Here is a 22,742-nt window from a genome sequence, read left to right as displayed (position 1 = left end):
CTTGTTGCTTGTTGCTTGTTGCTTGTTTTTGTTTGATATTGAATCTTAACAAGGTGTTCACAGTGAATTTATGAGATTTCCTTGTCGCTTGTTCCTTGAATAATGCATGCAAATTCATCAAAACATTTTTGGATTTGTTCAAAATGTAATATCCATGGACAATGGCCGGCTTTATAAATCATTTTATTAATCACATTTTTTGATTGGAAATTCTCATCCTGAATAAATATCGTAGGAGGACAAATATAGTCCAATTCACTGGCAATAGTCATAGTTGGAATGGTTTGAGGACGCCATTTATGGTGAAAGTCATTATAAAAATGTTCGATAGCATAATGGTAGGAGTCGTTATTGTAGGCAAATAATTTCATCATTTGCTCCCCAATAGGAAGTTCCTCTTGAGTAAAGCAATAATATTTATAAGTGTCCCAAAATTTTTTATAAGTTTCATCGGATGGATTGAAATGATATTCGCTCGCAGCTGGAACTAGATCGGGCAGATTATGTTTTTCACGCATTTCGTTAACATGCTGAAAAAAACTGTTCGTTGTTGTTGTATTCATTAAAACGAGCCCAGTTAAATAATTCTCGATTTCTGGAAAATCCAGAGCGAACATTCCGGAAAAGCTATGAGTTACCAGAATGGGTTTATTAAAGGATTTTAGCAATGAAATGAGTCCATTCTTCCAAACTCTAAAATCAAGTTCACCTTCACAGTTGTTTCCATCTTTTGGAAAATCAATAAGAGTTATAGTACCTTGTACGGTTAAATTGTTGCAAAAATCAGCCAAATATTCAGAGCCCAAGCCAGGACCACCTGGCAGAAAAAGCCAGTTTAGATCAGAGCCTTCTTTGATTTGATTTAATCTGTAGCCATAGTTAGTAAAGAACATCGGTGATATCAATTTAATTTAATACAAAAATTCCCGCTAACGCGGGAATCAGAATTTATGATTTGAATCAGAGAAATGGTTAGGATCCTTGATTTTGTCGTTCTTTGATTTCGGACAAGGTTTTACAATCAATACATAATGTCGCAGTAGGTCTTGCTTCAAGGCGTTTTAGGCCAATTTCAATGCCACAAGCTTCACAATATCCAAAATCCTCATTTCTTAACCGTTCCAAGGCATCTTCAATTTTTTTAATGAGTTTTCGTTCCCTGTCACGAGTTCTCAACTCGATACTAAATTCTTCCTCTTGGCTTGCCCTATCAGAAGGATCAGGGAAATTAGCAGCTTCGTCTTTCATGTGAGATACAGTACGATCTACTTCTTCCATTAAAGATTGACGCCAAGCGAGCAATATTTTTTCAATATGTGCCAGCTGTTTTTCATTCATGTATTCCTCGCCCTCTGCCTCTTGGTAGGGCGCTATCCCCATATTTCCTATTGCGTCGTTTTTCACGTTGTATAATCTCTCTTTGGTTTTATCAATTAATTGTCCTGTCATGTCAGACCCTGTCTCTAATTCTGCATTTGCTGAATACTGAGTTTTACACAAAATCGCAAGGTATATCAAAAAAATTCAGTATCATCAACAAAAAAGTAACCTATTCAAAGGTTTGTTATGTCATACTGTCTGGACGCCATCCTCCACTTACCCTATCATGCCCTTGAAGGTCTTGCCAACAGTGTACCTTTTTATACCCTAACTGTTTAAGTATAGTGCTTATCTGATTTTTTTGTTCAAAACCATGCTCAACCAAGAGTAGGCCATTAGGTACAAGGCGTTCATAACTATGTTCAATAATGTATTGTAGATCAGCTAATCCGTCTTGACTACTAACTAACGCACTTGCGGGTTCGAATCGTACATCTCCCAGTTTTAAATGGGGATCGTTTTCAGCAATGTAGGGTGGATTTGATACAATAAGATTGTATTGTCTTTCGGGAAGAGTGTTAAACCAGTTGGAATGATAGAATTTAACATTCTTTATACCAAGTATTTTTGCATTATTTCTGGCCAATTCCAGTGCCTCTTTGCTGAAATCACAGGCGCTTATATGCCAGTATGGTCTTTCTTTGGCAAGAGCCAAGGCGATAGCACCACTCCCTGTTCCCAAATCAAGGACCGAAAGATTCTCATTATCAGGTGTTAGCTCTAATGCCAATTCCACTAATCTCTCGGTTTCATGTCTTGGAATCAGGACATTGGATGACACCTGTAAGGGAAGAGACCAAAATTCACGTTGCCCAATGATGTAAGCGATAGGGAGGCCTTCAGTACGTTGTTTAATCACCTGTAAATAGACTTCCATTTGTTTTGCACTGAGCAAGGCATCGGGATGGGCGAAAAGATAGGCTCGGTTTTTCTGTAATACATGACCAAGTAAAATCTCAGCCTCTAATCTTGCTTCCACATGTTGTTCTTTTAATTGTCGTATTGCCTGTTCTAATGCTGCACGAATATCAATCATGTCGACCTAGATCTGCAAGCAACTCAGCATGGTATTCACGTTTTAAAGGATCAATGACCAGGGATAAACTGCCTTCCATGATATCGTTAAGTTGATAAATGGTCAGGTTGATACGATGATCAGTTAACCGGCCTTGAGGAAAATTATAGGTTCGGATACGCTCCGATCGATCACCAGTACCGACAAGTGATTTGCGTGTTTGGGCTTGTTCTTGCTTTTGTTTACTTAATTCAGCATCTAATAATCGCGTTTTCAGCAAAGACATCGCTTTAGCACGATTTTTATGTTGAGAACGTTCATCTTGACATTCTACAACGACTCCAGTGGGAATGTGTGTAATACGAATGGCAGAATCAGTTTTATTAACATGCTGACCGCCAGCACCCGAGGATCTGTAGGTATCGATGCGTAAATCGTCAGGATTTATTTGAATGTCATTAATTTCATCCACTTCAGGCATGATAGCGACCGTACACGCGGAAGTGTGCACACGACCTTGAGATTCGGTTTCAGGTACTCTTTGGACTCTGTGAGCCCCTGATTCAAATTTGAGTTGCGAATACACTGCATGACCACTGATTTTAGCAATTATTTCTTTATAACCGCCATGTTCACCATGGCTGGCACTAATTAATTCAATTTGCCAACCTTGATTCTCCGCATAACGGCTGTACATCCGATAGAGATCCCCTGCAAAAATGGCTGCTTCATCACCACCTGTGCCTGCCCTGACTTCAAGATAAATATTGCGTTCATCATCAGGATCTTTGGGAATGAGATGCCATTGTAACTGCTCATCCAATTCTTCAATCTGTTGTTTGGTGGCTTCTAACTCTTCTTCAGCCATAGCCGCTAATTCTTTATCATCACTTTCTGATAATTCATGTAAAGAAGTTAAATTATTTTTAGCTTCTAAATACGACTCATAACATTGGGAAACTGGCTCAAGTTGAGCATATTCTTTTGATAAGGATTTAAATTGGTTTTGATCAGCAATAACAGATGCTTCAGATAGTAAGCGACCTACTTCCTGATAACGTTCCAACATTTGTTGCAGTTTTAACTCAAGAGATTTCTTCATAGGATGGTTGATTTGCAGTTGTATCAAAGAGATATTGCGCGAGTGCAAGTAAGTCTTCTCTGTCATCCCATGCGATTTGTCTTAAACCTATTGTGGGATTATGAGTTAACTTATTGACCAAACGCACGCTAAATTCACTTAAAACGTCTTGTTGATTTTGGCCGGCTGATATTTTTTTCAGAGCACGTTGTAACTCTTGTTGAGCCAGAATTTGCATTTGATGGCGGTAGTCACAAATGACCTCTTTGGCTCTAAGTGAACGATGCCATCGGATATAGTTGTCCAGTTCACTTTCTATTAATTGTTCCGCATGTAGTGCGGCGTTTCGTCTTTCATCCATACCTTTTTCTATCATAGATTGTAAATCATCTACATTATAGAGATGAACTTGTTTTAGTTCATTAACATTTTCTTCGATATCGCGAGGAACAGCCAAATCTAATAAAAACATAGGAGCGTGGTTTCTTTGCTCCAGGGCATGCTCAACCAGACTTTTGTTAATGAAAGGAAGCGGGCAGGCCGTGGCAGAAATAACAACATCAGCTTGTGGCAAGTACTGAGGAATATCACCAATAGAAAGGGTTTTCCCTCCAAAGGTATCTGCAAGTTTTTGAGCGTTTTCCAACGTGCGGCTTGCTATTATAAAACGATGAACGCCTTGTTGATGCAGGTATTTGGCAACCAGAGAAGCGGTTTCTCCAGAACCAATCAAAAAGACACTTAGGGAACGGTAATTTTTAAATAATTGCCCAATCATCTGTACAGCAGCATAGGCAATTGAAACAGGATTGGCCCCAATTCCACTACGGGTTCTGATTCGTTTGGACGCTCTGAAAATGTATTCGAACAGGGGTCTCAATTGTGCTTTTACTGTACCAAGACGACAAGCCTGCTGGTATGCTTGTTTCATTTGACCAAGAATTTGTGGCTCGCCTATCATCATGGAATCTAGCCCACTGGCTACACGTAAGGTATGTTTGATTCCTTCATTTCCCTTATGCAGGTATAGGAATTGAGATAATAATTCCTGTGGTAATTGGTGCTCATGAGCTAACCAGCTTCCAAGAATTTCGGGAGCTTGTGTATCGCAATAGATTTCAGTACGGTTGCATGTTGATAAAATAGCGGCTTCATTGACTTCAGGAATGTCAAGCAGACTATTAAGTAGCGAATCTTGCATAGCTGGCGGCAGTGCGACTTTTTCTCGCACATGGATAGGGGCAGTTTTATGATTAAGGCCGCAAGCAACAAACACCATAGAATCTGAATTATTTGTTAAGAAGAATAAATGGATTGTAAACGATTCATTGTAAAATTTGTAGAGAAAAAGGGTAGAGTTCATTATATTTCTCTCTATTTGGAAATAATTTTGCGGTACATTTTTTCACCCCCCAATCTTCATAACCATGGTTCGGAATATGGAGCAATCAAAACTTAAACGATTGAAAGAACGTAACTTATACCATTGTCCCCATGAAATGATTACGCTTCATTAAATTAACAGAACATTTCTAAAGTCCTTTTGGATTTTGCCGCCAACATATATAGCCACATATTGCACAATTTGTGTAATCTCAATGGGAGTTTTAAATGGACATTATCCTTCAAGGTCAACATAATGCTATTGAAACGGTTGAGAGCCTGGAGAGAGTTCTGAAATTATTTAAAGATCGTTACCAGGTTAATGGATTTCGAGAGATTCATTTGACTGTCACTTTAGTTGATGAACAAGGTGATGAGGTGGAATTGGTTGATAGTGAGACTAATCAACCCTATCGGATTTTTGAGGTGTATCGTAAAGGATATGAATTAGAGGGGAGAAAAGGGATTCCAATGTTGCAATTAGTCGTTGATAATACAAATAAATAGATTATTGTTCCTGATACGTTTTAAAATAGGCCTTATTTTCTGGATGAGGAGTCCATTATGATTATGGCATTGTTAGCCATAATACTCACGTTAATACTAGTGATAGGTATACATGAATTAGGGCATGCAGTAGTGGCACGCATGTTCCATGTCAAAATTAGTAAAATTTCTATAGGTTTTGGCAAACCATTAATTCAATGGAGAACTCAAAGTGGGTGTGACTGGGTTTGGGCAATGTGGCCTTTGGGAGGTTACGTCCAGCTACTTAACTCGAGAATTAGTCCAGTAGATCCTAAAGAAAGTTCTTATTGTTTTGATAAGAAACCAATCTGGATTCGTGTGTTGATTTTATTGTCAGGGGCTATTGCAAATCTTATTACCGCATGGATGGCTTTAGTATTCGTTTTATATATTGGTATTAGTTATAAATTGCCTGAAATTCAATTGGTGAAGCCAGGTAGTCTTGCTGCAAAGGCAGGTATTCAGGCAGGTGATCAATGGGTTGCGATTGAGGATTATCCTACTGGTTCCTGGCAAGAGGTGGGGATGCAGTTAGTGATTCATTGGGGGCAAAAGGATGTTGAAGTTGTTTTAAGGCAAGCGAATAAACAATTAAAAAAATTAAGTCTTAATTTAAATCAGATACAATTTACTTCAAAAGATGGTTCTTTGTTGGAAAGTATGGGCATCAAGCCTAATTTATCGGCGATTTCTATTCTAAAGCGTTATCCATCAATTTTCGAGTCCATGCACCAGGCATTTAATGAAATAGCTCATATAATGTATTTTTTTGTAATGATATTGAAACAATTAGTTATTGGGGTGATTCCTTTCTCTATTTTACTTGGGCCGCTAGCTATTTTTTCTGCGTCTATTGCATCATTAACACAAGGGATTATAGTTTTTTTATTGTTTATAGCTACTTTGAGTCTCGCAGTAGCATTGGTCAATTTATTCCCTGTACCTGGCCTTGACGGAGGGAGTATTTTGTATTCATTTATAGAGAAAATTCGTGGAAAGCCTGTTTCAGTTGCTATGGAAGTATTGTTGCATCGTTTGATGGTCATTTTGTTTTGTGTGTTGTTAGTGCATTTATTAATGAATGATTTAAATCGGTATTTGCAACATTAGATTTCTTTCCGAAACTCTACTGCGGTGGGACATTGCTTCGTCGATACGGTGCTCGAATCCTTATGTACTAACGTGTACACTTCAGTTCTTTGCTCCGGTTCTCCTCGCACTTTCCTCACCTCATCGAGTTTGGAAAGAAGTCTATTGAGGTTGATTAATGAGTATTGGTTATTTTAATTTTTAATTACAGCCCGTGCACAACAACATATATCGACTCGCCTGACACCAGCACTCTTTAATGTATTTGCTATTTCATTGGCTGTGCTGCCTGTAGTTAATAAATCATCCACCAGCATTACGTGTTTGTAAGTGAGTGTCGATGCATAAAACGCGTTACGCAAGTTTTTTCTTCTTTGCTCTCCATCCAGACTGGCCTGCGAAGCAGTATTGATTCGTTTTTGACAACAATATAAATCATAAGGAATGTTTAAATGACGAGATAATAATTTAGTTAATACGGCCGCTTGGTTAAATCCTCTCGTTTTCAATCTTTTAGGATACATGGGAACAGGAATTAGACAGTCGGGTTTAGAGGCATTGTTTTGCAAGGCATTAAGAAGTAATTGTTTTAAGAACGAAGCTAAATAAAGACTATTATGGTATTTAAAATGGTGAAGTAAACTACGCAGAGGCTCTTCAAATCGATAGGCTATATAGGCTTTATCAAAGTACGGTCTTTTTTTAATGCATTGGCCACAAGTTAAGTAAGTGTCATCAAAAAGCGGATAGGCGCAGTATTGGCAAGATGGGCCAAGTCGCTTCATATGCTCCATGCAGTAAGAGCAAATTGCAAGTTGGCTTTTGTGAGCCTGGTTACAAAGAGGACATATTGAAGGCAGACGTAAGTTCTGTGTTATACTTGGGAATTTTTGGAGCACGATAGTTGGATTTCCTGTATTTACTTTTCCTTGGTCTTTATAATGACTGCCAACAATGAAATAAGCAAGGCATTTAGTAAGCATGCTGCTGACTACGAGCATGCAGCTAAAGTTCAAAAAGAAATCGGTAATCGTTTGTTCGAACGATTGCAATATTTGAAAATTGCTCCTCGACGTATTCTGGATTTGGGATGCGGGCCAGGTAGTTTTTCAAAAGAATTGACTTTGCTATATCCCAAAGCACAGGTTATAGGCATGGATTTATCACTAGCCATGTTAGAACAAGCCAAGAGAAAGCAGAGTTGGCGACGTAAATGGTCTTTGGTTGCTGCTGATATGCAGAAAATGCCCTTTGCGACCGGTATTTTTGATTTGGTGTTCGCCAATCAGGTGATTCACTGGAGCAGCTCATTAGCACATGTTTTTCGGGAGCTTAATCGCGTGATAAATGTAGATGGTTGCCTTATGTTCACCACTTTAGGTCCAGATACTTTCAAAGAATTGAAGACAGCGTGGTCTGATGCTAATCAATATGCTCATATTAATGAATTTGTTGATATGCATGATATTGGAGATTGTCTAATGTCAGAGCATTTCTTGGATCCTGTAATGGATATGGAGTTACTATCCATACATTATGAGACCCTACCACAATTATTACGGGCTTTAAGGACTCAAGGGGTAAGAAATATTAATCCCCAGAGAAATCATGGCTTAACTGGTAAAAATGCATGGAAACAATTTGAAATACGATATGCCACAATGCAAACAGCTACCGGGAAATATCCATTGACTTATGAAGTAGTTTATGGACAAGCATGGAAAGGGGGGCAGCGTAAAATGGAACAAGGCATAGAAACTTTTATTCCTGTTTCTCGTATCGTTAAAAAGTCATAATTTAAGTTTTTTGGGGCACTAAAGTACTGAAGTCAGATATCTTTGTTTTACTAATGAATTACGTATTTCTTACCCATAACTGATGTTATGATAAATTACTGCGATTTTGTAATTGTTTGGTTAATTCGATTAATGCAGCCGCTCTGGTACCGAATAATCCCAGAGAATCGATTGCAATTTGATAATGGATAGTAATTTCTTCTTCTAATTGCTGCTTGGTAAATAATGTGGCAAAGGTGGTTTTTTGATTGGCTTGATCAGATGAACGGCCTTTACCTAATATTTGGGCTGGGGCATAATGATCCAGATAATCGTCTTGCATTTGAAATACAAGGCCTATATGTTTTCCGTACGTTATCAGTGCGGACTTGGTTTGTTCCGATGCCAAAGGTTGTGCTGCCAAAACCATTTCAAAACAGGCCAAGATCAGTTTTCCAGTTTTCAAGAGATGAATTTCTCTTAATTGCTCCTCAGTTACCGATGATTTTGCCAACTCTGATAAATCCAGGCTTTGCCCACTGACCATTCCACTTATTCCACTCGCATTCACCAGTAATTGAGTAATGGCAATGATTTGTGATGCTGGAAGAGTAGAAGATAAGCGCGACAATAGTACTTCAATTGCCAAAGCTTGCATTCCATCACCAACTAAAATGGCCGTTGCTTCATCAAATGCTTTGTGACAGCTTGGTTTTCCTCGGCGCACGTCGTCATTGTCCATAGCAGGGAGATCATCATGGATCAAGGAATAGCAATGTGTTAATTCTATTGCTGCAGCAATAATATCCAGAACATCAAGCCCAACATCAATTAAATTTCCTGCTAAATAAACTAAAATAGGTCTTATTCTTTTGCCACCAGGAAATAAGGCATAATGGAGGGCGGAATGAATTTTAGGGGCGGGGATCTGTATTTTATTGAGCAATTGCTCAAGATAATGCTCATGTCTTCGGGTATAGTTATCAATCACTTGCTTGTTCATCTGAGTTGAGTTCAAAGTTGGAATCAGTAGTCGTCAGCGTTTCAATTTTTTGTTCCGCCTGATTTAATGCATTTTGACAATGCCTTGCAAGGCTAATTCCCTTTTCAAATTGTTTCAGCGATTCTTCAAGGGTTAGTTCCCCTTTTTCCAGCTGCCGGACAATTTCCTCTAATTCAGTGATTGATTGCTCGAAATGTATGCCTTTGCTCATAACAATTTTCCAAGGCGATAAAAGAAGTGATTATACTGGGTTAATGCGAGGATTCAACTTCTGAATGTTACAGAGCTTACGAAAAACTCCAATCTCTAAAAAATTTTTTGATTCGATCTTAGAGTGTACGTAAGTTCTGTGCTTGTAAATAAAAATCCAGAAGGGTAAGTGGCTAACAGATTTTAGTTATCTAACAGGAATTCAAGATTGAATGTTGGACTTTGTTTATTTGATTCCAAAGGCCAACATTTTTTAGTAATAGTTCTTAAAGACCAAATGCTTTATCAAAGTCCATCTCTAACTCTTCAGTACTTGGATTATTATTTTTCCTATTGAAGAACGAGGGGCTGTGGGCTGTAGACTTGTTCTGTTCCTGAATCTGGTCACGGCATTTATCTTTTAAATCAATCATTTCTTCGTATAAAGAACGTATTTGAGTTTTCAGAGCATCGACTGTTTTATTCCCACCTTTGTATATAGTGGTCAATGAACCCATTTTTATAAAGTGTTCGGTGTGAGCATCTTCCAGGAATTCAAGTTGCTCTAATGCTCTAGAGGACTTTTTTGCTTTCGCTATTTGGTCTTCCATATACTCTTTTAATCGAGTCAGTTCTGTTACTGGATCTTGTCCTTTTTTGAACGCAGGCATAATTTTGACCTCTCATTTTAAAATAATCCCTTAGGTAAGTTAAATCAAAAATAAACAATTGAAAAGCGAATATTTCCAATTTGATTTTTATTGGATAACTATTAATACAGAGTGATTTTCATGAGGATAAAGAAATTAAAATCAAGACATGAGGTGAGAGAATCTGGATTAGGTGAAACCGTAATCCAGGAATCAGCCTCTTGTATTACAGTGAACTAGTAATACAGGTTATTATTCGGAGATTTCATGTTTTTAGAAAGGTTTCATATCCCTTATGGCCTGAGTCGCAGACGAAGAAGCTTCCTCTTGTAAATCAGCCTGAGAGAAAAAAGCAGGTAATCCATGGTTGATGGTGACAGACTTTGTAGGTTTGTCTTGTTGGGCGAGCAATGCTGAGTTGTCTGCAGTTTGTTCCTCAGAACTATTTCCGTTATTCAATTTTGACATAATGACATCCTTTGTTTAATTAAAGAAACACACTGTGAATTGATGGTACATCAATTCATGATTGAAAACTATTATTTTCTGGTGATTTATATTACGTGAAAAGGGGCCTGACAGTGGTGCTATTCTGGGTTAAATACTATGAACTAAACCAACTGCAGGCTTTCGTTTCAGGTTTTATTACTTAATGTGGTTTGATATCAAACCACATTATTTTGGAGTGGATCCCGTATCAATGCTGTGCATTTTACGGGATAACTCACGTTACTTATGAGATGCTACTACTTGATCAAGTTCCAAATCCTGTTCCGCTTTTTCTACTGCTTTAACCGATTCAGGGCGTACATAAGTAAAGAAACCTCGGTATTGCCCAAAAGTTACAGCAGTAACCACTGCGTTAGCCAGTGTTTTAAAAAGATTCGTCAGGTAGTCGCCCCAGCCCAAGTCCTTTTCTAGAACAGGTTTGGCATCTTTGATGGCTTCTTTGCAAGCTGATTTAAATTTGTTTCCAGCCACTTCTTGAGAAATTATATTTTCGCTTAAGTCTTTTTGATACTCATCACGAGCAGCAATCAAATTAATTAAAAGAGCATTGGCTGCATCATGTGCTTTCTTATATTGATGCTGATCGACTCTATCTATTTTTAGAGTAAGCCCTACAATAATGTCATCAATTTTCTTGATTGCATCGTTTATAGTTTCTTCTTGACGCTGCTTGCTATGTGATTCAGGTTCAGGTTTACGTTGTTTTTCTTCACGTTGCCTACGTTTCTCATCTAATTCTTCCTGTACTTGATCAACAAGCTTTAGTGGATGTTTTTGGTGAAATTGATCGCGTAGTGGTTGATATAAGTTTCTTACTTCAACTATCAGCTGTTCAACAGTATCATTCCTTTCTTTTTTGGAATTATAAATAGTTGAGAGAGAGCCCATTTTATCATTGTATTCACTTAAGGTATCTATGAGAAGTTGATCTTTCTCTTCATCATTCCCTGCTTTTTCAATTTTTGATATTTGATCTTCCATGTATTTTTTAAGTGTAGCTAAACCTTCTCCTGGTTTATCACCTTTTTTAAAACCTGACATAATCTTATCCTCAGTTTGTATAAAAAAAACACACCCGCGAATGGTAATTCATAAAAGTGTTTTTGAAAAGAAAAATTTTAATAAATATTCTGTAAATTAACCGTGATGGAAGAAATAAACCTACTTAATATTACACTTGTTCCGGAACTCTACTGCGGTGGGAAATTGCTTCGTCGATACGGTACTCGAATCTTCATGTACTAGAGTGTACACTCCAATTCAGCATTCCGTTTCACCTGCGCTTTCCTCACCCAGCGAGTTTTGTTAGAAGTCTTTTGAGTAATTGGTATTACAACTTAAAATGATTTAAGGTAAATGTTTTCACTGCGAGTTATCATTGATAGCATTATCAGGACTTACGAAAAACTCCAATTTCTTCGTTAAACAAGTTTTTTAATTCGGTTATTTAGTTTGTGTCTAAACTCCCACATTAAAAAACTTTTTTACCTTGACCTGGACGTTTTTCGTAAGTCCTGACTCTATACAACGTACAACGCTTTAATCAAGGCAAGAATCATGAAAGTAAAAACCCAGTTTGTTTGTAATCAATGTGCCGCTGTTTTTAAACAATGGGCTGGACAATGCACGCAATGTGGTGCTTGGAACTCTATTGTTGAAGAAGGTGTCATGCCTGAGACTCGCTCTTCACGAAATGGACAATGGGCTAATCAACGTTCTGTTATTACCGCTGTTGAAGACGTGGTTATGGATAAAATAGTGCGTATGGACTGTGGTTTATCCGAGTTAAATCGAGTTTTGGGTGGTGGTTTGGTTTATGGTTCAGTTGTTTTGATTGGAGGTGATCCTGGAATTGGCAAATCCACTTTGCTATTACAAACATTGGCTAATTTATCCATGCAGGAAACGGTATTGTATGTTACAGGTGAGGAATCGTTACAACAAGTCGCTATGCGTGCGCAACGACTAGGATTGCCTTTAGCGGGTTTGAGATTATTAGCTGAAACTCAGGTTGAATCCATAATTTCGCATGCTCAAAAGGAAAAGCCTAGAATAATTGTCGTAGATTCAGTGCAAACAATTTTTACTGAGTCAATAAGCTCGGCTCCCGGCGGAGTTAGTCAAGTTCGTGAGTCAGCTGCACAATTGGTGCGCTATGCCAAAATGACCAATACTGCTGTATTTCTGGTGGGACATGTCACGAAGGAAGGTACCTTAGCCGGGCCTCGAGTGTTAGAACATATGGTGGATAGTGTGCTTTATTTTGAAGGACAAAGTGACAGTCGTTTCCGAGTCATTAGAGCGATTAAAAATCGTTTTGGTGCGGTAAATGAACTGGGTGTTTTTGCCATGACTGACAGAGGGTTGAAGGAGGTTACGAATCCTTCAGCTATTTTTTTGTCTCGTCAGCCTGAACCTACACCTGGAAGCGCCGTGATGGTGACTTGGGAAGGATCTCGGCCAATGCTGGTTGAAATACAAGCTTTGGTTGACGAGACTCATGGCCAGCAAGCAAAACGCGTCACAGCAGGGCTTGAACATAACCGCCTGGCCATTTTATTAGCAGTATTGCACCGTCATGGTGGTATAGCCACTTACGATCAAGATGTTTTTATCAATGTAGTCGGTGGAGTTAAAGTGAGTGAAACTGGTAGTGATTTGGCCTTGTTAGCAGCTGTTGTTTCAAGTTTACGTAATCGTGTATTTGATAGTGAAACCATCCTATTTGGAGAAGTTGGGTTAGCTGGGGAGATTAGGCCGGTACAAAGCGGGCAGGAACGCATTAAAGAGGCTATAAAGCATGGTTTTAAACGTGCTATAGTTCCTTTCGCTAATGCACCCAAACAGCAATTAGATTCTATGGTTATAGAGCCGGTGAAATACTTGCGTGACGTGTTGGAGAAAATGTGATGTATCATAAAAGTGGTTCCCTTGAATATAAAGTGAATGAGGGCATCATTCGCGATTTTAACCGCGATGGCGCAGTCTGTCTTCGCCAATTTTTAAAGGCTGATGACATTGCTGTTTTGAAAGAGGGAATTGAGTTTAACTTATCTTCTCTGAGTTCTCGTGCCAAAGTAGCGAGTAAATCTGATGATCCTGGTTATTTTGTTGAGGATTTTTGTACTTGGCAAAATAATCCCTTTTATCAACGAATTATTTTTGATACTGGTTTGGGTGCAGTCGCTGCCCAAATAATGCAAAGCAAAACGGTGAGGTTATATCATGATCATTTGTTGGTAAAGGAACCTGGGACACGTCAGGTTACACCATGGCATCAGGATCAACCTTATTACAATATTGCAGGAAAACAAAATTGCAGTTTTTGGATTCCAGTTGATCCAGTCAGCCGTTCTTCGACACTGGAATTTATTGCTGGATCACATTTAGGCCCTTGGTTAATGCCGAGAACCTTTTTAGATAATCAAGCCAAGTGGTTCCCTGAAGGGAGTTTACAGGAATTACCTTCGATAGAAGAGTCTAGAGAGCAGTTTCCAATCATTGGATGGGAAATCCAACCTGGTGATGTGGTGTGTTTTCATATGTTGACTCTGCATATGGCTAGAGGGGTTGATGGCACTCAGAGAAGAAGAGTGTTTTCAATTCGTTTTATGGGTGATGATATTACTCATGCTCCTCGTTCCTGGCCAACCTCTCCGGATTTCCCTGGTCTTATTGATGAATTACCAGCAGGAGCAGGAATGGAGCATCCTTTATTCCCTCATGTAATAGGTAGATAGCCAAACTTATTGTTTTCTCATACACTGAAACCGGTCATTTGTTTATTGTAAGGCTGACAATTTTTTGGGATCTATATATTACAAGGAGTAATTATGGCTTTACCTGCGGATTTGAAAAACAAGCTCATTCAAATATTGAATAAAAATAAAATTCCGTATTCTTCTGGCTGGTCTAACTACATGGAAAGTGTTAATAACCCAGCCGCAATTGTGATAGAAGTTAAAAGCGAAAAAGAAGTGCAGACAGTCATTAAAACCATAAAGGAACTTAACTCAGACAGGAAACCAGAGGATAAAGTGACTGTTAGGGCTACTGCTGGATGGGCTGACAAACCTGGTAAAACCTGTTGTTTGTTTCCTTGGACCGAGGTGCAGGAAAATCAATATAATGAAGGGTTTTCTTTTTCTCAGGTAGTGGGTGGCAGAGCATCGCCTGATACACTGGGAACCGATGTCATTATTCGTTTTGCCAAAAAATTTCATCATGCCAAAGTGATTGGTCCATTAAAAAATCCCCCGGTTTTCAATCCTGATAATCCTATTCATCAACTTCCTGTTAGTTTGGTGGAAGTGAGCGCTGGGATGCAAGTTTCTGATTTTGCTGATTTTTTGCGAAAGCATCATTTGTCCTTGTCAACGATTAGTATGATTTCCTGGGTTACTCCTGTTGGCTTGGCTGGGACAGCTGGACATGGCACTGGACGTGATGAGCCTGCATTCAGCGGTTTGATTGAATCTATTACAGTATGTGATATGGATGGCAATTTGCGTGAAATCAATTCCGACCATCCTGATTTCAAAGATTTGCTGGGTGGTCATAGTGGTTTATTGGGAATTGTCGTTAGCATGAAATTACGGGCAGTTAAGGCGTTTAATTTGTGTGAAACGATAGAATTGTTTTCTAATACCAGGGAAATGACGGGAAAACTAGGTGATATATTAAAGAATAATCAATACATCAGTATTATGGGAATGCCAAGCTATGGGTGCCCAGAGACGGGTAAGCTGGTTTCCAAATGGCAAATTCGTCAATGGAATTATTCTACAGACAAACCAACCAAAAAAGGAAATGCGCCGTATGATCCTGATATTCGTTCTTTTACTCAAGAGTTGCAAGCCAGGATTGGTGCCTCAGTTATGGGGTTTTTACTCGATTCTGGATTAAAGCATTTATTACCTTCTTTTATGTTGTTATCAGCAGCTGTGGTTACAGGTACTCGCGGTACTACACCTAAGGTAGATTATGAAAATCATATTACTCATCCTCAAGTAGCATTTCCTAAAGAGATGAGGGATGTCAGTTACTTAATTCCTGTAAAAGACGATGAAGCAGGGAAAAAATTGGAAGTTATTTTACAAAAAATAGAAGAGATGTTGGATGCGGCCGCAACTAAAGGTGAATTTCCAGTCACTTATGCCGTTTACGTTCGTTATATCAAAGGAACTAATGGAGGTTTATCAACCAGCTCTACCAGTTCAGATGAAGAGCATATTTTAGCCATAGACATCGTCACTCACCCTGAAGCACCCGGAATTACTCATTTTGAAAGAGGATTAATGTCCTTTTTTAAAGAAATGGGTATCACTCCCAGGAATCATTTGGGAAAAAATTTTCCTTCAGGTGTAGCTCATTATGATCAGTTTTTAGGTGCTGAAGTGGTATCGAAATATAAACAATCATTGGAGAAATGGTATTGCTCCCCAGGTTCAGATGATGGCGCGGAGCGACTGGCTATGTCTCCTTTTTACACTCCTTATTTGCAAAATATGTTGGCTCCAAGTGTTCCAGGCAATCAATTGAATGATGTCAGTGAAGACGAGAGGCAAATTGTTGAAAGGCCTCATCAAGAGCATTCCGATTTGGAGTGTGCTGAATTTTTAACTAAATTACATGCCGAGGTCTCCAAGATGGATGTGTCTTCAGAAGAGGGACTTAGCGCGAAAAGAGTTTTTTTAGACGCTTGTAAGGGGGAGTTGGAACATAGGAATAGTCGACTAGAGCGTCATGTTCCAGTGTTGAATTAAATCCATGAGAAAATAATTACAAAAACTAAGACTAGCAAATTCAGGAGTCTCGACTAAACTTTAAAATATAATAATAATTTGAGTTAACTTATGGATATCACTCCTTTTTTTAAGCTTATGGTTGACAAAGGTGCCTCAGATTTATTTTTTAGTGTTGGGGCGCCTCCAAATATTAAAATTGAGGGGGTCACTTCACCTGTTGGCCAAGCGCCACTTAAACCTCATCAAATGGTTGAAATTGGTTTATCCATTATGAATGATGAGCAACAAAAAGAATTTGAGTCCAAGATGGAACTCAATATGGCTTTTTCACTAGTCGGAGTCGGGCGTTTTAGAATTAATTTATTCAGGCAGCGTGGTGAGGTGGCTATGGTTGTTCGCTATATCAAGGGCGAAATCCCTTCTATAGCGGATTTGAACCTACCTCAAATTTTAAAATCTCTGGTTTTGGAATTGCGTGGCCTGGTATTGGTTGTAGGCTCTACGGGGTCAGGTAAATCAACTACTTTGGCTGCGATGATCAATCATCGTAATGAAAATCATAGAGGGCACATTTTAACAATAGAAGATCCTATCGAGTATTTGCATGAGCATAAAAAATCAATAGTTGATCAACGTGAAATTGGTATTGATACTCTAAGCTATGATAATGCTTTACAAAATGCGATGAGAGAAGCCCCAGATGTGATATTAATCGGTGAAATTCGTGAGCTTAATTCCATGAAACATGCGATAGCTTATGCTGAAACAGGACATTTGTGTATTTCTACTTTACATGCCAATAATGCTAATCAGGCTTTAGATAGGGTTATTAATTTCTTCCCTGATGAGGCAAGACAACAGATTTTAATCGATTTGTCGCTTAATTTAAGAGCGATCATTTCCTTACGTTTAATACCCGGAATAACCAATCAACGTGTTGCTGCTGTTGAGGTATTAATTAATTCTCCCTATATTTCTGATTTGATAGAAAAAGGTAAAATAGATGATATTAAAGAGGTTATGTCGAAGAGTACTGAACAGGGGATGCAGACTTTTGATCAGGCTTTGTTTAATTTATATAAAGAAGGAAAAATTACCAAAGAGAACGCTATCAAATATGCTGATTCAAAAAACAATGTGGGTTTGAAAATTCGATTGAGCGAAGAAACCAATTTTGATGCTCAAGATGAGAATTTAAAAATACAGCCTGATGATTTGGACAAACTTTGAAATATTTTATATTGTTTTAATTTTTAGAACATTATGTTAAAATAATGAACTAATTTATTGGCTTTTTTCTTTTCTATGTCCAGGGTATATAACATTAAAGATATTTACCTAGGTGTTCCTTCTTTTTCGGGCCATGAAGTATACCTGGATGCTGTTTATTTTCCTTTTGGATCTCCTGAAAAAGGTTTTAGGGGTATTTATAAGAAAAATAAGTATGGATGTTCTAATTTATCTCGCATGGAAGTTGCTTTTAGTCAATTAGCCAAATTATTTTTAGATAATGGTTTAACATCATTTCAAAAATTAGTAGTTGATGATGCTAATAAAATAAAGGGTTCGATAGTACAACATTTAGATTATGTTATCGAAAATAAAGAAGGATTAAAACAACCGTTTTATTCTTTGAAGAATCCAAAGACTGGATGTGCCTGCACCGAAAAACAAGTTAATACTTCAGATGAAATACCCTTCTATTTTTTAGATAAATTACCCCAAGGGTTTATTAATAAACTACTGGCAGCAGAGAAAAATGGTGATTTGACCATCGATTATGCCTCGTTGGCCAGTATTTTAGCTAGTTCTTATACTTTGGAAGAGGATGACTTACATAAAGGAAATTTTGGTTTTTATTTAGTTAAGAAAAAAGGGAAACCCCGTGTTGTATTTTTTAAAATTGATCACGACTTAATGTTTGTTGACAGTATTATGTCGTTTAGTACCAGAAGACTTTTTCATTTATTTGATGGTAGTGCGGCTTTTGATATTACGGCAAATGATTTGTTAAATTTTCCCAATTTAAAACATTCTGCCAATGGTTATTGGCCCACCAAAACCAGTTATTTTTATAATCCATGGGATAATAAAGATTATCGTACTTATGCTGAAATTCAAGCTTTTGCTAATTTAGCTCATGTGGATGAGTTTAACAAGGCAAAATGGCGGGCTTTTTACAAGCATATTTTAATCCCCCAATCTCTAATAGAAACAACTTTAAAGACAGCTTTTGATAAGAATAATCCTTCAGATAGAGCGCATATTGCCTTAGTGACTCAAGCAATGATAGCCAGACAAGCACGTTTAAAGGCAATGTTGTTTTCCATAAAAGAGTTTCGGGATTTCGTTTGTTCTCAAAGTAAAAGAGATCGCGATTCATTGCATGCTGAAATCATTAATAATTGCCAAGAAAAGAATAAAAAATCCCTTAAAAAGGAGATGAGACAATTATTGGATTATAATCTGAAAACATGTCAATCGAGTGATTTTTTTGAAGACGGAGATACACCACTACATATTGCAATCAAGTTAGGCGATTATCGTTATGATGAGACGATTAGTATGTACGGACAATTCATTAATACTGAAAATAGCTCAGGAAAGACTCCTCTGGATCTTGCTTTGCAGATGGCAGGACAATCTGAAATTCATCCTGTTGATATTCGTAAAGATCTTCGTTTCACCATGAAACATTTATTAGCTAATGGTGCAAATAAGACAAAACAGTTTGAGCAATTCAATAAAGTTGAAAACATCGAGTCCTATAAATTTCAAACGCCTTATTTAAATAGAGCCATTAAGGCCAAAACCTATTCTGAATTGAAGGAAGTGCTCAGGGATGTTGGCGAAGATCACAGTTATTGCTTGAAATTCCAAAAGATGGTGGCGGTTCGATGTATTTCCAAATTCATACAAGCAAATAAAAATAATCCTGGTCTTGGAAAAATACTTATCAAATTAAAAAAGGAAGTGGATGGTAAAGGAACAAAATCGGAAAATGCTGGTTTAATGTACATACGTCAATTAAGGAGTAAGCTATGGATTGTGCGGCAAATAAGAGGGTTGTATGGCTGGTCCACAACTCAAGGTGAAATTGATTCCTTAATTGATAAAGAGTTGGCGCGTTTGAATGTTAAGGATCTAAAACGTAATTCCTTTTTTGATAATAGGGACAGCAGTGTCTTTGAGAACGAACTTTGGAATGGGTCGTTATCTTATAATAGAAGGTAGCTTTTAATTTTATCTGATATACTATTTGTCATTTTTAAATCAAAGTGTTTAATGTTTTGTTATTAATTGGATGTTAGATTTCGCATATTTTGAAATTGGCTACGGAGTTTTATTTTTATGTTTGATACTTTACCAGATGAGCTTAAAAAAGTGGTTTTATCCTTCTCAAATCAACAAGATTTGCTTAATACTACTTTGGTTTCAAAAAAATTGAATGAATTGAGTCAAGATTTCTTAGACAAAACTATAAAACTGCTGCCAGAAAGTGGCTACTATTATGCAGTAGGTCCAATGATTCAAACTAGCCAATCATCCAGTATGTTAGATAAAGGTTTCCCTTATCCTAAACACAGAAAATCAATTCCAGACAGGGAAATTATAAGTGCTATACCCAAAGAGGGTACGATAATAATATTCCGTACCAAAGAAGAGGCTGAACAGTATGCTAAACTCACCCAACATCATAGAATGGGCGCGGAGGATAGTTATGCTGCTACTATTTTTAAGGTGCAACTTAAAGAGTCTGTTACTGCTCAAATTACTTGCCAAGAAATAAAAAGTAACTCTCCACTTATAACCAAAATGACAGCTCAAGTAGAATATACTACTGTGGATGCTAATCAGCTTAACTTTATGTCAGGCAGGGTATATGGTTATCCAGACATTTCAATATCGCATCAAAAAACTGAGGAAAACCCTAAGAATTGCGCTGTTATGTAGCTGATAAGATAACCTGCATTGAGTTAGGCTAGGGATATCTCACAGCTCTCAGCATGAACGGTCTCGATGGAATAGTTATTTTAATCAAATAGATACGGCTATTTTTCGTGGGGATACATCAGGATTTGATTTTTAGATGATCATAAAATAATTTAGTCATTCTAGCAGTATAAAGGGCATATAATGCCCTTTATACCTGAACTCATTTAAATTAATCCGTATATAATAGCTGAAATAGAAATAATACCCATCACAGTAATGAATACATTACTGAGTTGATTGCCGTATTTTTTCATTGCTGGCACTTTGGCAATGGCATACATTGGCATGATAAATAATAAGATGGCTATAATTGGCCCACCTAATGTTTCAATCATTTTTAAAATGTTGGGGTTGATTGTAGCGACAGCCCAACAGGTCAGAATCATAAAGATCTCAATAGTTTTTTGTAGAGAATTTTTACTAATTGTTTTTCCTGTTGTTGATTTTAATGATTTAACAATAATGCTGCTTAAACCTTCTTTAGCGCCTAAATAATGTCCCAGAAAGGATTTGGAAATTGCGATGAATGCAATTACCGGTGCGATATAAGCTATAATGGGCGTATTAAAATGATTCGCCAGATAGGACAAAATAGAAATATTTTGTTGTTTTGCCTGCAGCAGATCTTGTGGGGACAGGCTAAATACACAGCTAAATACAAAAAACATAACAGAGAAAACCATCATTAAATGACTGTATTTCATGATTAAGGAACTTTTTTCATCTGCTTGATTTCCGTATCGTTGTTTCTGATTAACTGCAAAAGAAGAAATAATGGGGGAATGGTTAAAGGAAAACACCATCACAGGAATAATTAGCCATAAGGTCATTAATAATCCATGTCCTCCATTTGCTTGTAAGGAATTACTTTGTACAAGAATGGCATTATTCCAATTTGGAATTAAATACAGAGATAGTAGTAAGAGAATAGTAGCAAAAGGATATACCAACATGGACATGGATTTGACAATAATTTCTTGCCCAAATCGAATAATTGCCATTAAACCCAGGATTAATACAATGGCTAAGAGAGCTCTCGGAGGAGCAGATACTCCCATTTGATTAATTAGAAAACTTTCTGTGGTATTGGTTATTGCGACACTGTACATTAATAAAATAGGGTAAATCGCAAAAAAATATAGTGCAGTGAGCATTTTACCAGCAAATGAACCGAAATGTTCTTCTACAACATCAGTGATGTCATTGTGTGTTGTGGAACCTGAAAGCACAAACCGACATAAAGCACGATGAGAATAATAGGTCATGGGGAAGGCCAGAAGAGTCATGATAATTAAGGGCCAAATACCATTAAGACCAGCGTCTATGGGGAGAAAAAGAGTTCCGGCGCCAATTGCTGTACCATAAAGGCTTAGCATCCAGATTGTATCTTGTTTTTTCCATTCTGAACGTTGTTCGTTTACTATTGGTGATACTACTGCGGTAGACTCATTTAAAGACATGAAAAACATCCTCGTTTCAATGCTAGTATAAAATAGCGCCCTATAAGTTGATCAATATTAACACTACAAATACAATATTTCAACAATTGCCACGTAAATCATATCCAACTGAAATAAACAAAGCAAGAGATTAAGGCAAAATCATACTTTGCCTACAACATAAACAAAACGATGTTATCTTGAGCGAAGTGAAGGGGCTCATGAAGATAATTTCCGATGTTCAAGTGAGGAGATCCTTCGTTTCGCCCAGGATGACGATAATTCGAGCCGAGTAATGGCGTTGAATTAACTCAAAATAATATGATTTTGATTATGTGCTCAGATAGAAATTCAGATAATCGTTAACTCCTCAGATCGATTCATAATAGTTATTCAGGTGCTATTTTTTCAAGGCTGTTGCAAATTAATCTTCAATATAATAAGAATGTCTTTTATGTCAAACTTGGCTTAATTAAAGGAGTAGTTATGAAACGAATTATTTTGTTGATGATAAGTTGGATCTTGGTTGGCTCGGCTTATTCTTTTCACTCGCTGCCCACGCATGCCAGTATTAACTTTACTCTTTCCAATATTGAGCGCAGTAATTCATGCCCTGCTTTGCTGCATAACGCAAAAATTGTTGTTGATTACGATTATAATTTTGAGCGAAATATGGGATTGGCGCATTTAAGACAATTGCAATCGACAAAATGGAGTGAAACACTGCATCCTTTGGGATTAAGTAATTATTACGCATTTATGTCGGACATGAAGCCTAAAACTATTCAAGTAGATGGCGGTGAGGTAACAGTTTATCGCATTATTTATCATTTATATAAAAATGGTGATACCAAGGTTTATCTGATGATTAATCCAGATGGCGATTGTATTATGAGTTCTGATTTGGTTAATGTTAATTCCTAGTCGTAGTCTGGGTGGAGGCGAGGCTGGAACACG

Annotated in this window: 22 protein-coding genes; 10 read left to right on the top strand and 12 right to left on the bottom strand. The window is 37.5% G+C overall.

Annotated features, from left to right (window positions below; translation table 11 throughout):
- Positions 1-68 precede the first annotated feature (68 nt).
- The 5 genes from ACZ5EK_RS11910 to hemA form a co-directional block, all read right to left on the bottom strand.
- Positions 69-893, bottom strand: coding sequence for an alpha/beta hydrolase (locus tag ACZ5EK_RS11910; protein ID WP_464429813.1), 825 nt, complete (start codon positions 891-893; stop codon positions 69-71).
- A gap of 79 nt (positions 894-972) precedes the next feature.
- Positions 973-1,449, bottom strand: a complete 477-nt coding sequence (dksA, locus tag ACZ5EK_RS11905; protein WP_464424776.1) for an RNA polymerase-binding protein DksA — start codon at positions 1,447-1,449, stop codon at positions 973-975.
- A gap of 115 nt (positions 1,450-1,564) precedes the next feature.
- A complete protein-coding gene (gene prmC / locus ACZ5EK_RS11900; RefSeq protein ID WP_464429811.1) occupies positions 1,565-2,416 on the bottom strand; it encodes a peptide chain release factor N(5)-glutamine methyltransferase in 852 nt (283 codons plus the stop codon).
- Positions 2,409-3,497: a peptide chain release factor 1 gene (gene prfA, locus ACZ5EK_RS11895; protein WP_464429810.1), complete on the bottom strand. Its 1,089-nt coding sequence runs from the start codon at positions 3,495-3,497 to the stop codon at positions 2,409-2,411. Before prfA ends, prmC begins: the two co-directional genes overlap by 8 nt.
- The gene (gene hemA, locus ACZ5EK_RS11890) at positions 3,481-4,755 is read right to left on the bottom strand and encodes a glutamyl-tRNA reductase (protein ID WP_464432496.1); all 1,275 of its coding nucleotides are present in this window, start codon (positions 4,753-4,755) and stop codon (positions 3,481-3,483) included. Before hemA ends, prfA begins: the two co-directional genes overlap by 17 nt.
- A 332-nt stretch (positions 4,756-5,087) precedes the next feature.
- Between hemA and ACZ5EK_RS11885 the strand changes: the two genes are divergently transcribed.
- Both ACZ5EK_RS11885 and ACZ5EK_RS11880 read left to right on the top strand, forming a co-directional pair.
- Positions 5,088-5,366: a hypothetical protein gene (locus tag ACZ5EK_RS11885; RefSeq protein WP_464429809.1), complete on the top strand. Its 279-nt coding sequence runs from the start codon at positions 5,088-5,090 to the stop codon at positions 5,364-5,366.
- Between the two features lie 57 nt (positions 5,367-5,423).
- The gene (locus ACZ5EK_RS11880) at positions 5,424-6,497 is read left to right on the top strand and encodes a M50 family metallopeptidase (RefSeq protein ID WP_464429808.1); all 1,074 of its coding nucleotides are present in this window, start codon (positions 5,424-5,426) and stop codon (positions 6,495-6,497) included.
- Between the two features lie 173 nt (positions 6,498-6,670).
- On the opposite strand, the gene ACZ5EK_RS11875 is transcribed toward ACZ5EK_RS11880, so the two are convergent.
- Positions 6,671-7,375 carry a double zinc ribbon domain-containing protein gene (locus ACZ5EK_RS11875; RefSeq protein ID WP_464432495.1) on the bottom strand — a complete coding sequence of 235 codons (705 nt, stop codon included), beginning with the start codon at positions 7,373-7,375 and terminating at the stop codon, positions 6,671-6,673.
- A gap of 42 nt (positions 7,376-7,417) precedes the next feature.
- Here ACZ5EK_RS11875 and bioC point away from each other — a divergent pair, with 42 nt between their 5' ends.
- On the top strand, positions 7,418-8,272 hold the full coding sequence (gene bioC, locus ACZ5EK_RS11870; protein WP_464429807.1) for a malonyl-ACP O-methyltransferase BioC: 855 nt from the start codon (positions 7,418-7,420) through the stop codon (positions 8,270-8,272).
- Positions 8,273-8,357: 85 nt separating this feature from the next.
- Here bioC and ACZ5EK_RS11865 read toward each other — a convergent pair whose 3' ends face one another.
- The 5 genes from ACZ5EK_RS11865 to ACZ5EK_RS11845 form a co-directional block, all read right to left on the bottom strand.
- Positions 8,358-9,254: a polyprenyl synthetase family protein gene (locus ACZ5EK_RS11865; RefSeq protein WP_464429806.1), complete on the bottom strand. Its 897-nt coding sequence runs from the start codon at positions 9,252-9,254 to the stop codon at positions 8,358-8,360.
- The gene (locus ACZ5EK_RS11860; RefSeq protein ID WP_464429805.1) at positions 9,235-9,465 is read right to left on the bottom strand and encodes an exodeoxyribonuclease VII small subunit; all 231 of its coding nucleotides are present in this window, start codon (positions 9,463-9,465) and stop codon (positions 9,235-9,237) included. The genes ACZ5EK_RS11865 and ACZ5EK_RS11860 overlap by 20 nt, the downstream gene beginning before the upstream one ends.
- Before the next feature lie 265 nt (positions 9,466-9,730).
- Entirely contained in the window at positions 9,731-10,114 is a 384-nt protein-coding gene (locus tag ACZ5EK_RS11855) for a hypothetical protein (RefSeq protein ID WP_464429803.1), read from the bottom strand.
- Positions 10,115-10,366: 252 nt separating this feature from the next.
- On the bottom strand, positions 10,367-10,561 hold the full coding sequence (locus tag ACZ5EK_RS11850) for a hypothetical protein (RefSeq protein WP_464429802.1): 195 nt from the start codon (positions 10,559-10,561) through the stop codon (positions 10,367-10,369).
- Between the two features lie 261 nt (positions 10,562-10,822).
- Complete coding sequence (locus ACZ5EK_RS11845) at positions 10,823-11,644, bottom strand: lpg2327 family Dot/Icm T4SS effector (protein ID WP_464429801.1); 822 nt, start codon at positions 11,642-11,644, stop codon at positions 10,823-10,825.
- Positions 11,645-12,160: 516 nt separating this feature from the next.
- Here ACZ5EK_RS11845 and radA point away from each other — a divergent pair.
- From radA to ACZ5EK_RS11815, 6 genes are all read left to right on the top strand, one after another.
- Complete coding sequence (gene radA, locus ACZ5EK_RS11840) at positions 12,161-13,513, top strand: DNA repair protein RadA (RefSeq protein WP_464424750.1); 1,353 nt, start codon at positions 12,161-12,163, stop codon at positions 13,511-13,513.
- Positions 13,513-14,343: a phytanoyl-CoA dioxygenase family protein gene (locus ACZ5EK_RS11835; RefSeq protein WP_464429799.1), complete on the top strand. Its 831-nt coding sequence runs from the start codon at positions 13,513-13,515 to the stop codon at positions 14,341-14,343. The genes radA and ACZ5EK_RS11835 overlap by 1 nt, the downstream gene beginning before the upstream one ends.
- Positions 14,344-14,436: 93 nt before the next feature.
- Positions 14,437-16,368, top strand: a complete 1,932-nt coding sequence (locus ACZ5EK_RS11830) for an FAD-binding oxidoreductase (protein WP_464429798.1) — start codon at positions 14,437-14,439, stop codon at positions 16,366-16,368.
- Between the two features lie 90 nt (positions 16,369-16,458).
- Positions 16,459-17,580 carry a PilT/PilU family type 4a pilus ATPase gene (locus tag ACZ5EK_RS11825; protein WP_464429797.1) on the top strand — a complete coding sequence of 374 codons (1,122 nt, stop codon included), beginning with the start codon at positions 16,459-16,461 and terminating at the stop codon, positions 17,578-17,580.
- A 75-nt stretch (positions 17,581-17,655) separates the two neighbouring features.
- A complete protein-coding gene (gene ankK, locus ACZ5EK_RS11820) occupies positions 17,656-19,584 on the top strand; it encodes a Dot/Icm T4SS effector AnkK/LegA5 (RefSeq protein ID WP_464429796.1) in 1,929 nt (642 codons plus the stop codon).
- Between the two features lie 117 nt (positions 19,585-19,701).
- On the top strand, positions 19,702-20,304 hold the full coding sequence (locus tag ACZ5EK_RS11815) for an F-box protein (RefSeq protein ID WP_464429793.1): 603 nt from the start codon (positions 19,702-19,704) through the stop codon (positions 20,302-20,304).
- A gap of 206 nt (positions 20,305-20,510) precedes the next feature.
- Here the strand turns inward: ACZ5EK_RS11815 and ACZ5EK_RS11810 are convergent, their stop codons facing one another.
- Positions 20,511-21,806, bottom strand: a complete 1,296-nt coding sequence (locus ACZ5EK_RS11810; protein WP_464429792.1) for a serine/threonine transporter — start codon at positions 21,804-21,806, stop codon at positions 20,511-20,513.
- A 465-nt stretch (positions 21,807-22,271) separates the two neighbouring features.
- On the opposite strand from ACZ5EK_RS11810, the gene ACZ5EK_RS11805 reads away from it, so the two are divergent.
- On the top strand, positions 22,272-22,709 hold the full coding sequence (locus ACZ5EK_RS11805) for a hypothetical protein (RefSeq protein WP_464429791.1): 438 nt from the start codon (positions 22,272-22,274) through the stop codon (positions 22,707-22,709).
- The last annotated feature ends 33 nt before the right edge of the window (positions 22,710-22,742 follow it).

The sequence above is a fragment of the Legionella sp. JM-2024 genome, from assembly GCF_055389095.1.
The sequence above is the reverse complement of the archived record's forward strand: the minus strand, read 5'-3'. Positions and strand labels throughout refer to the sequence as shown.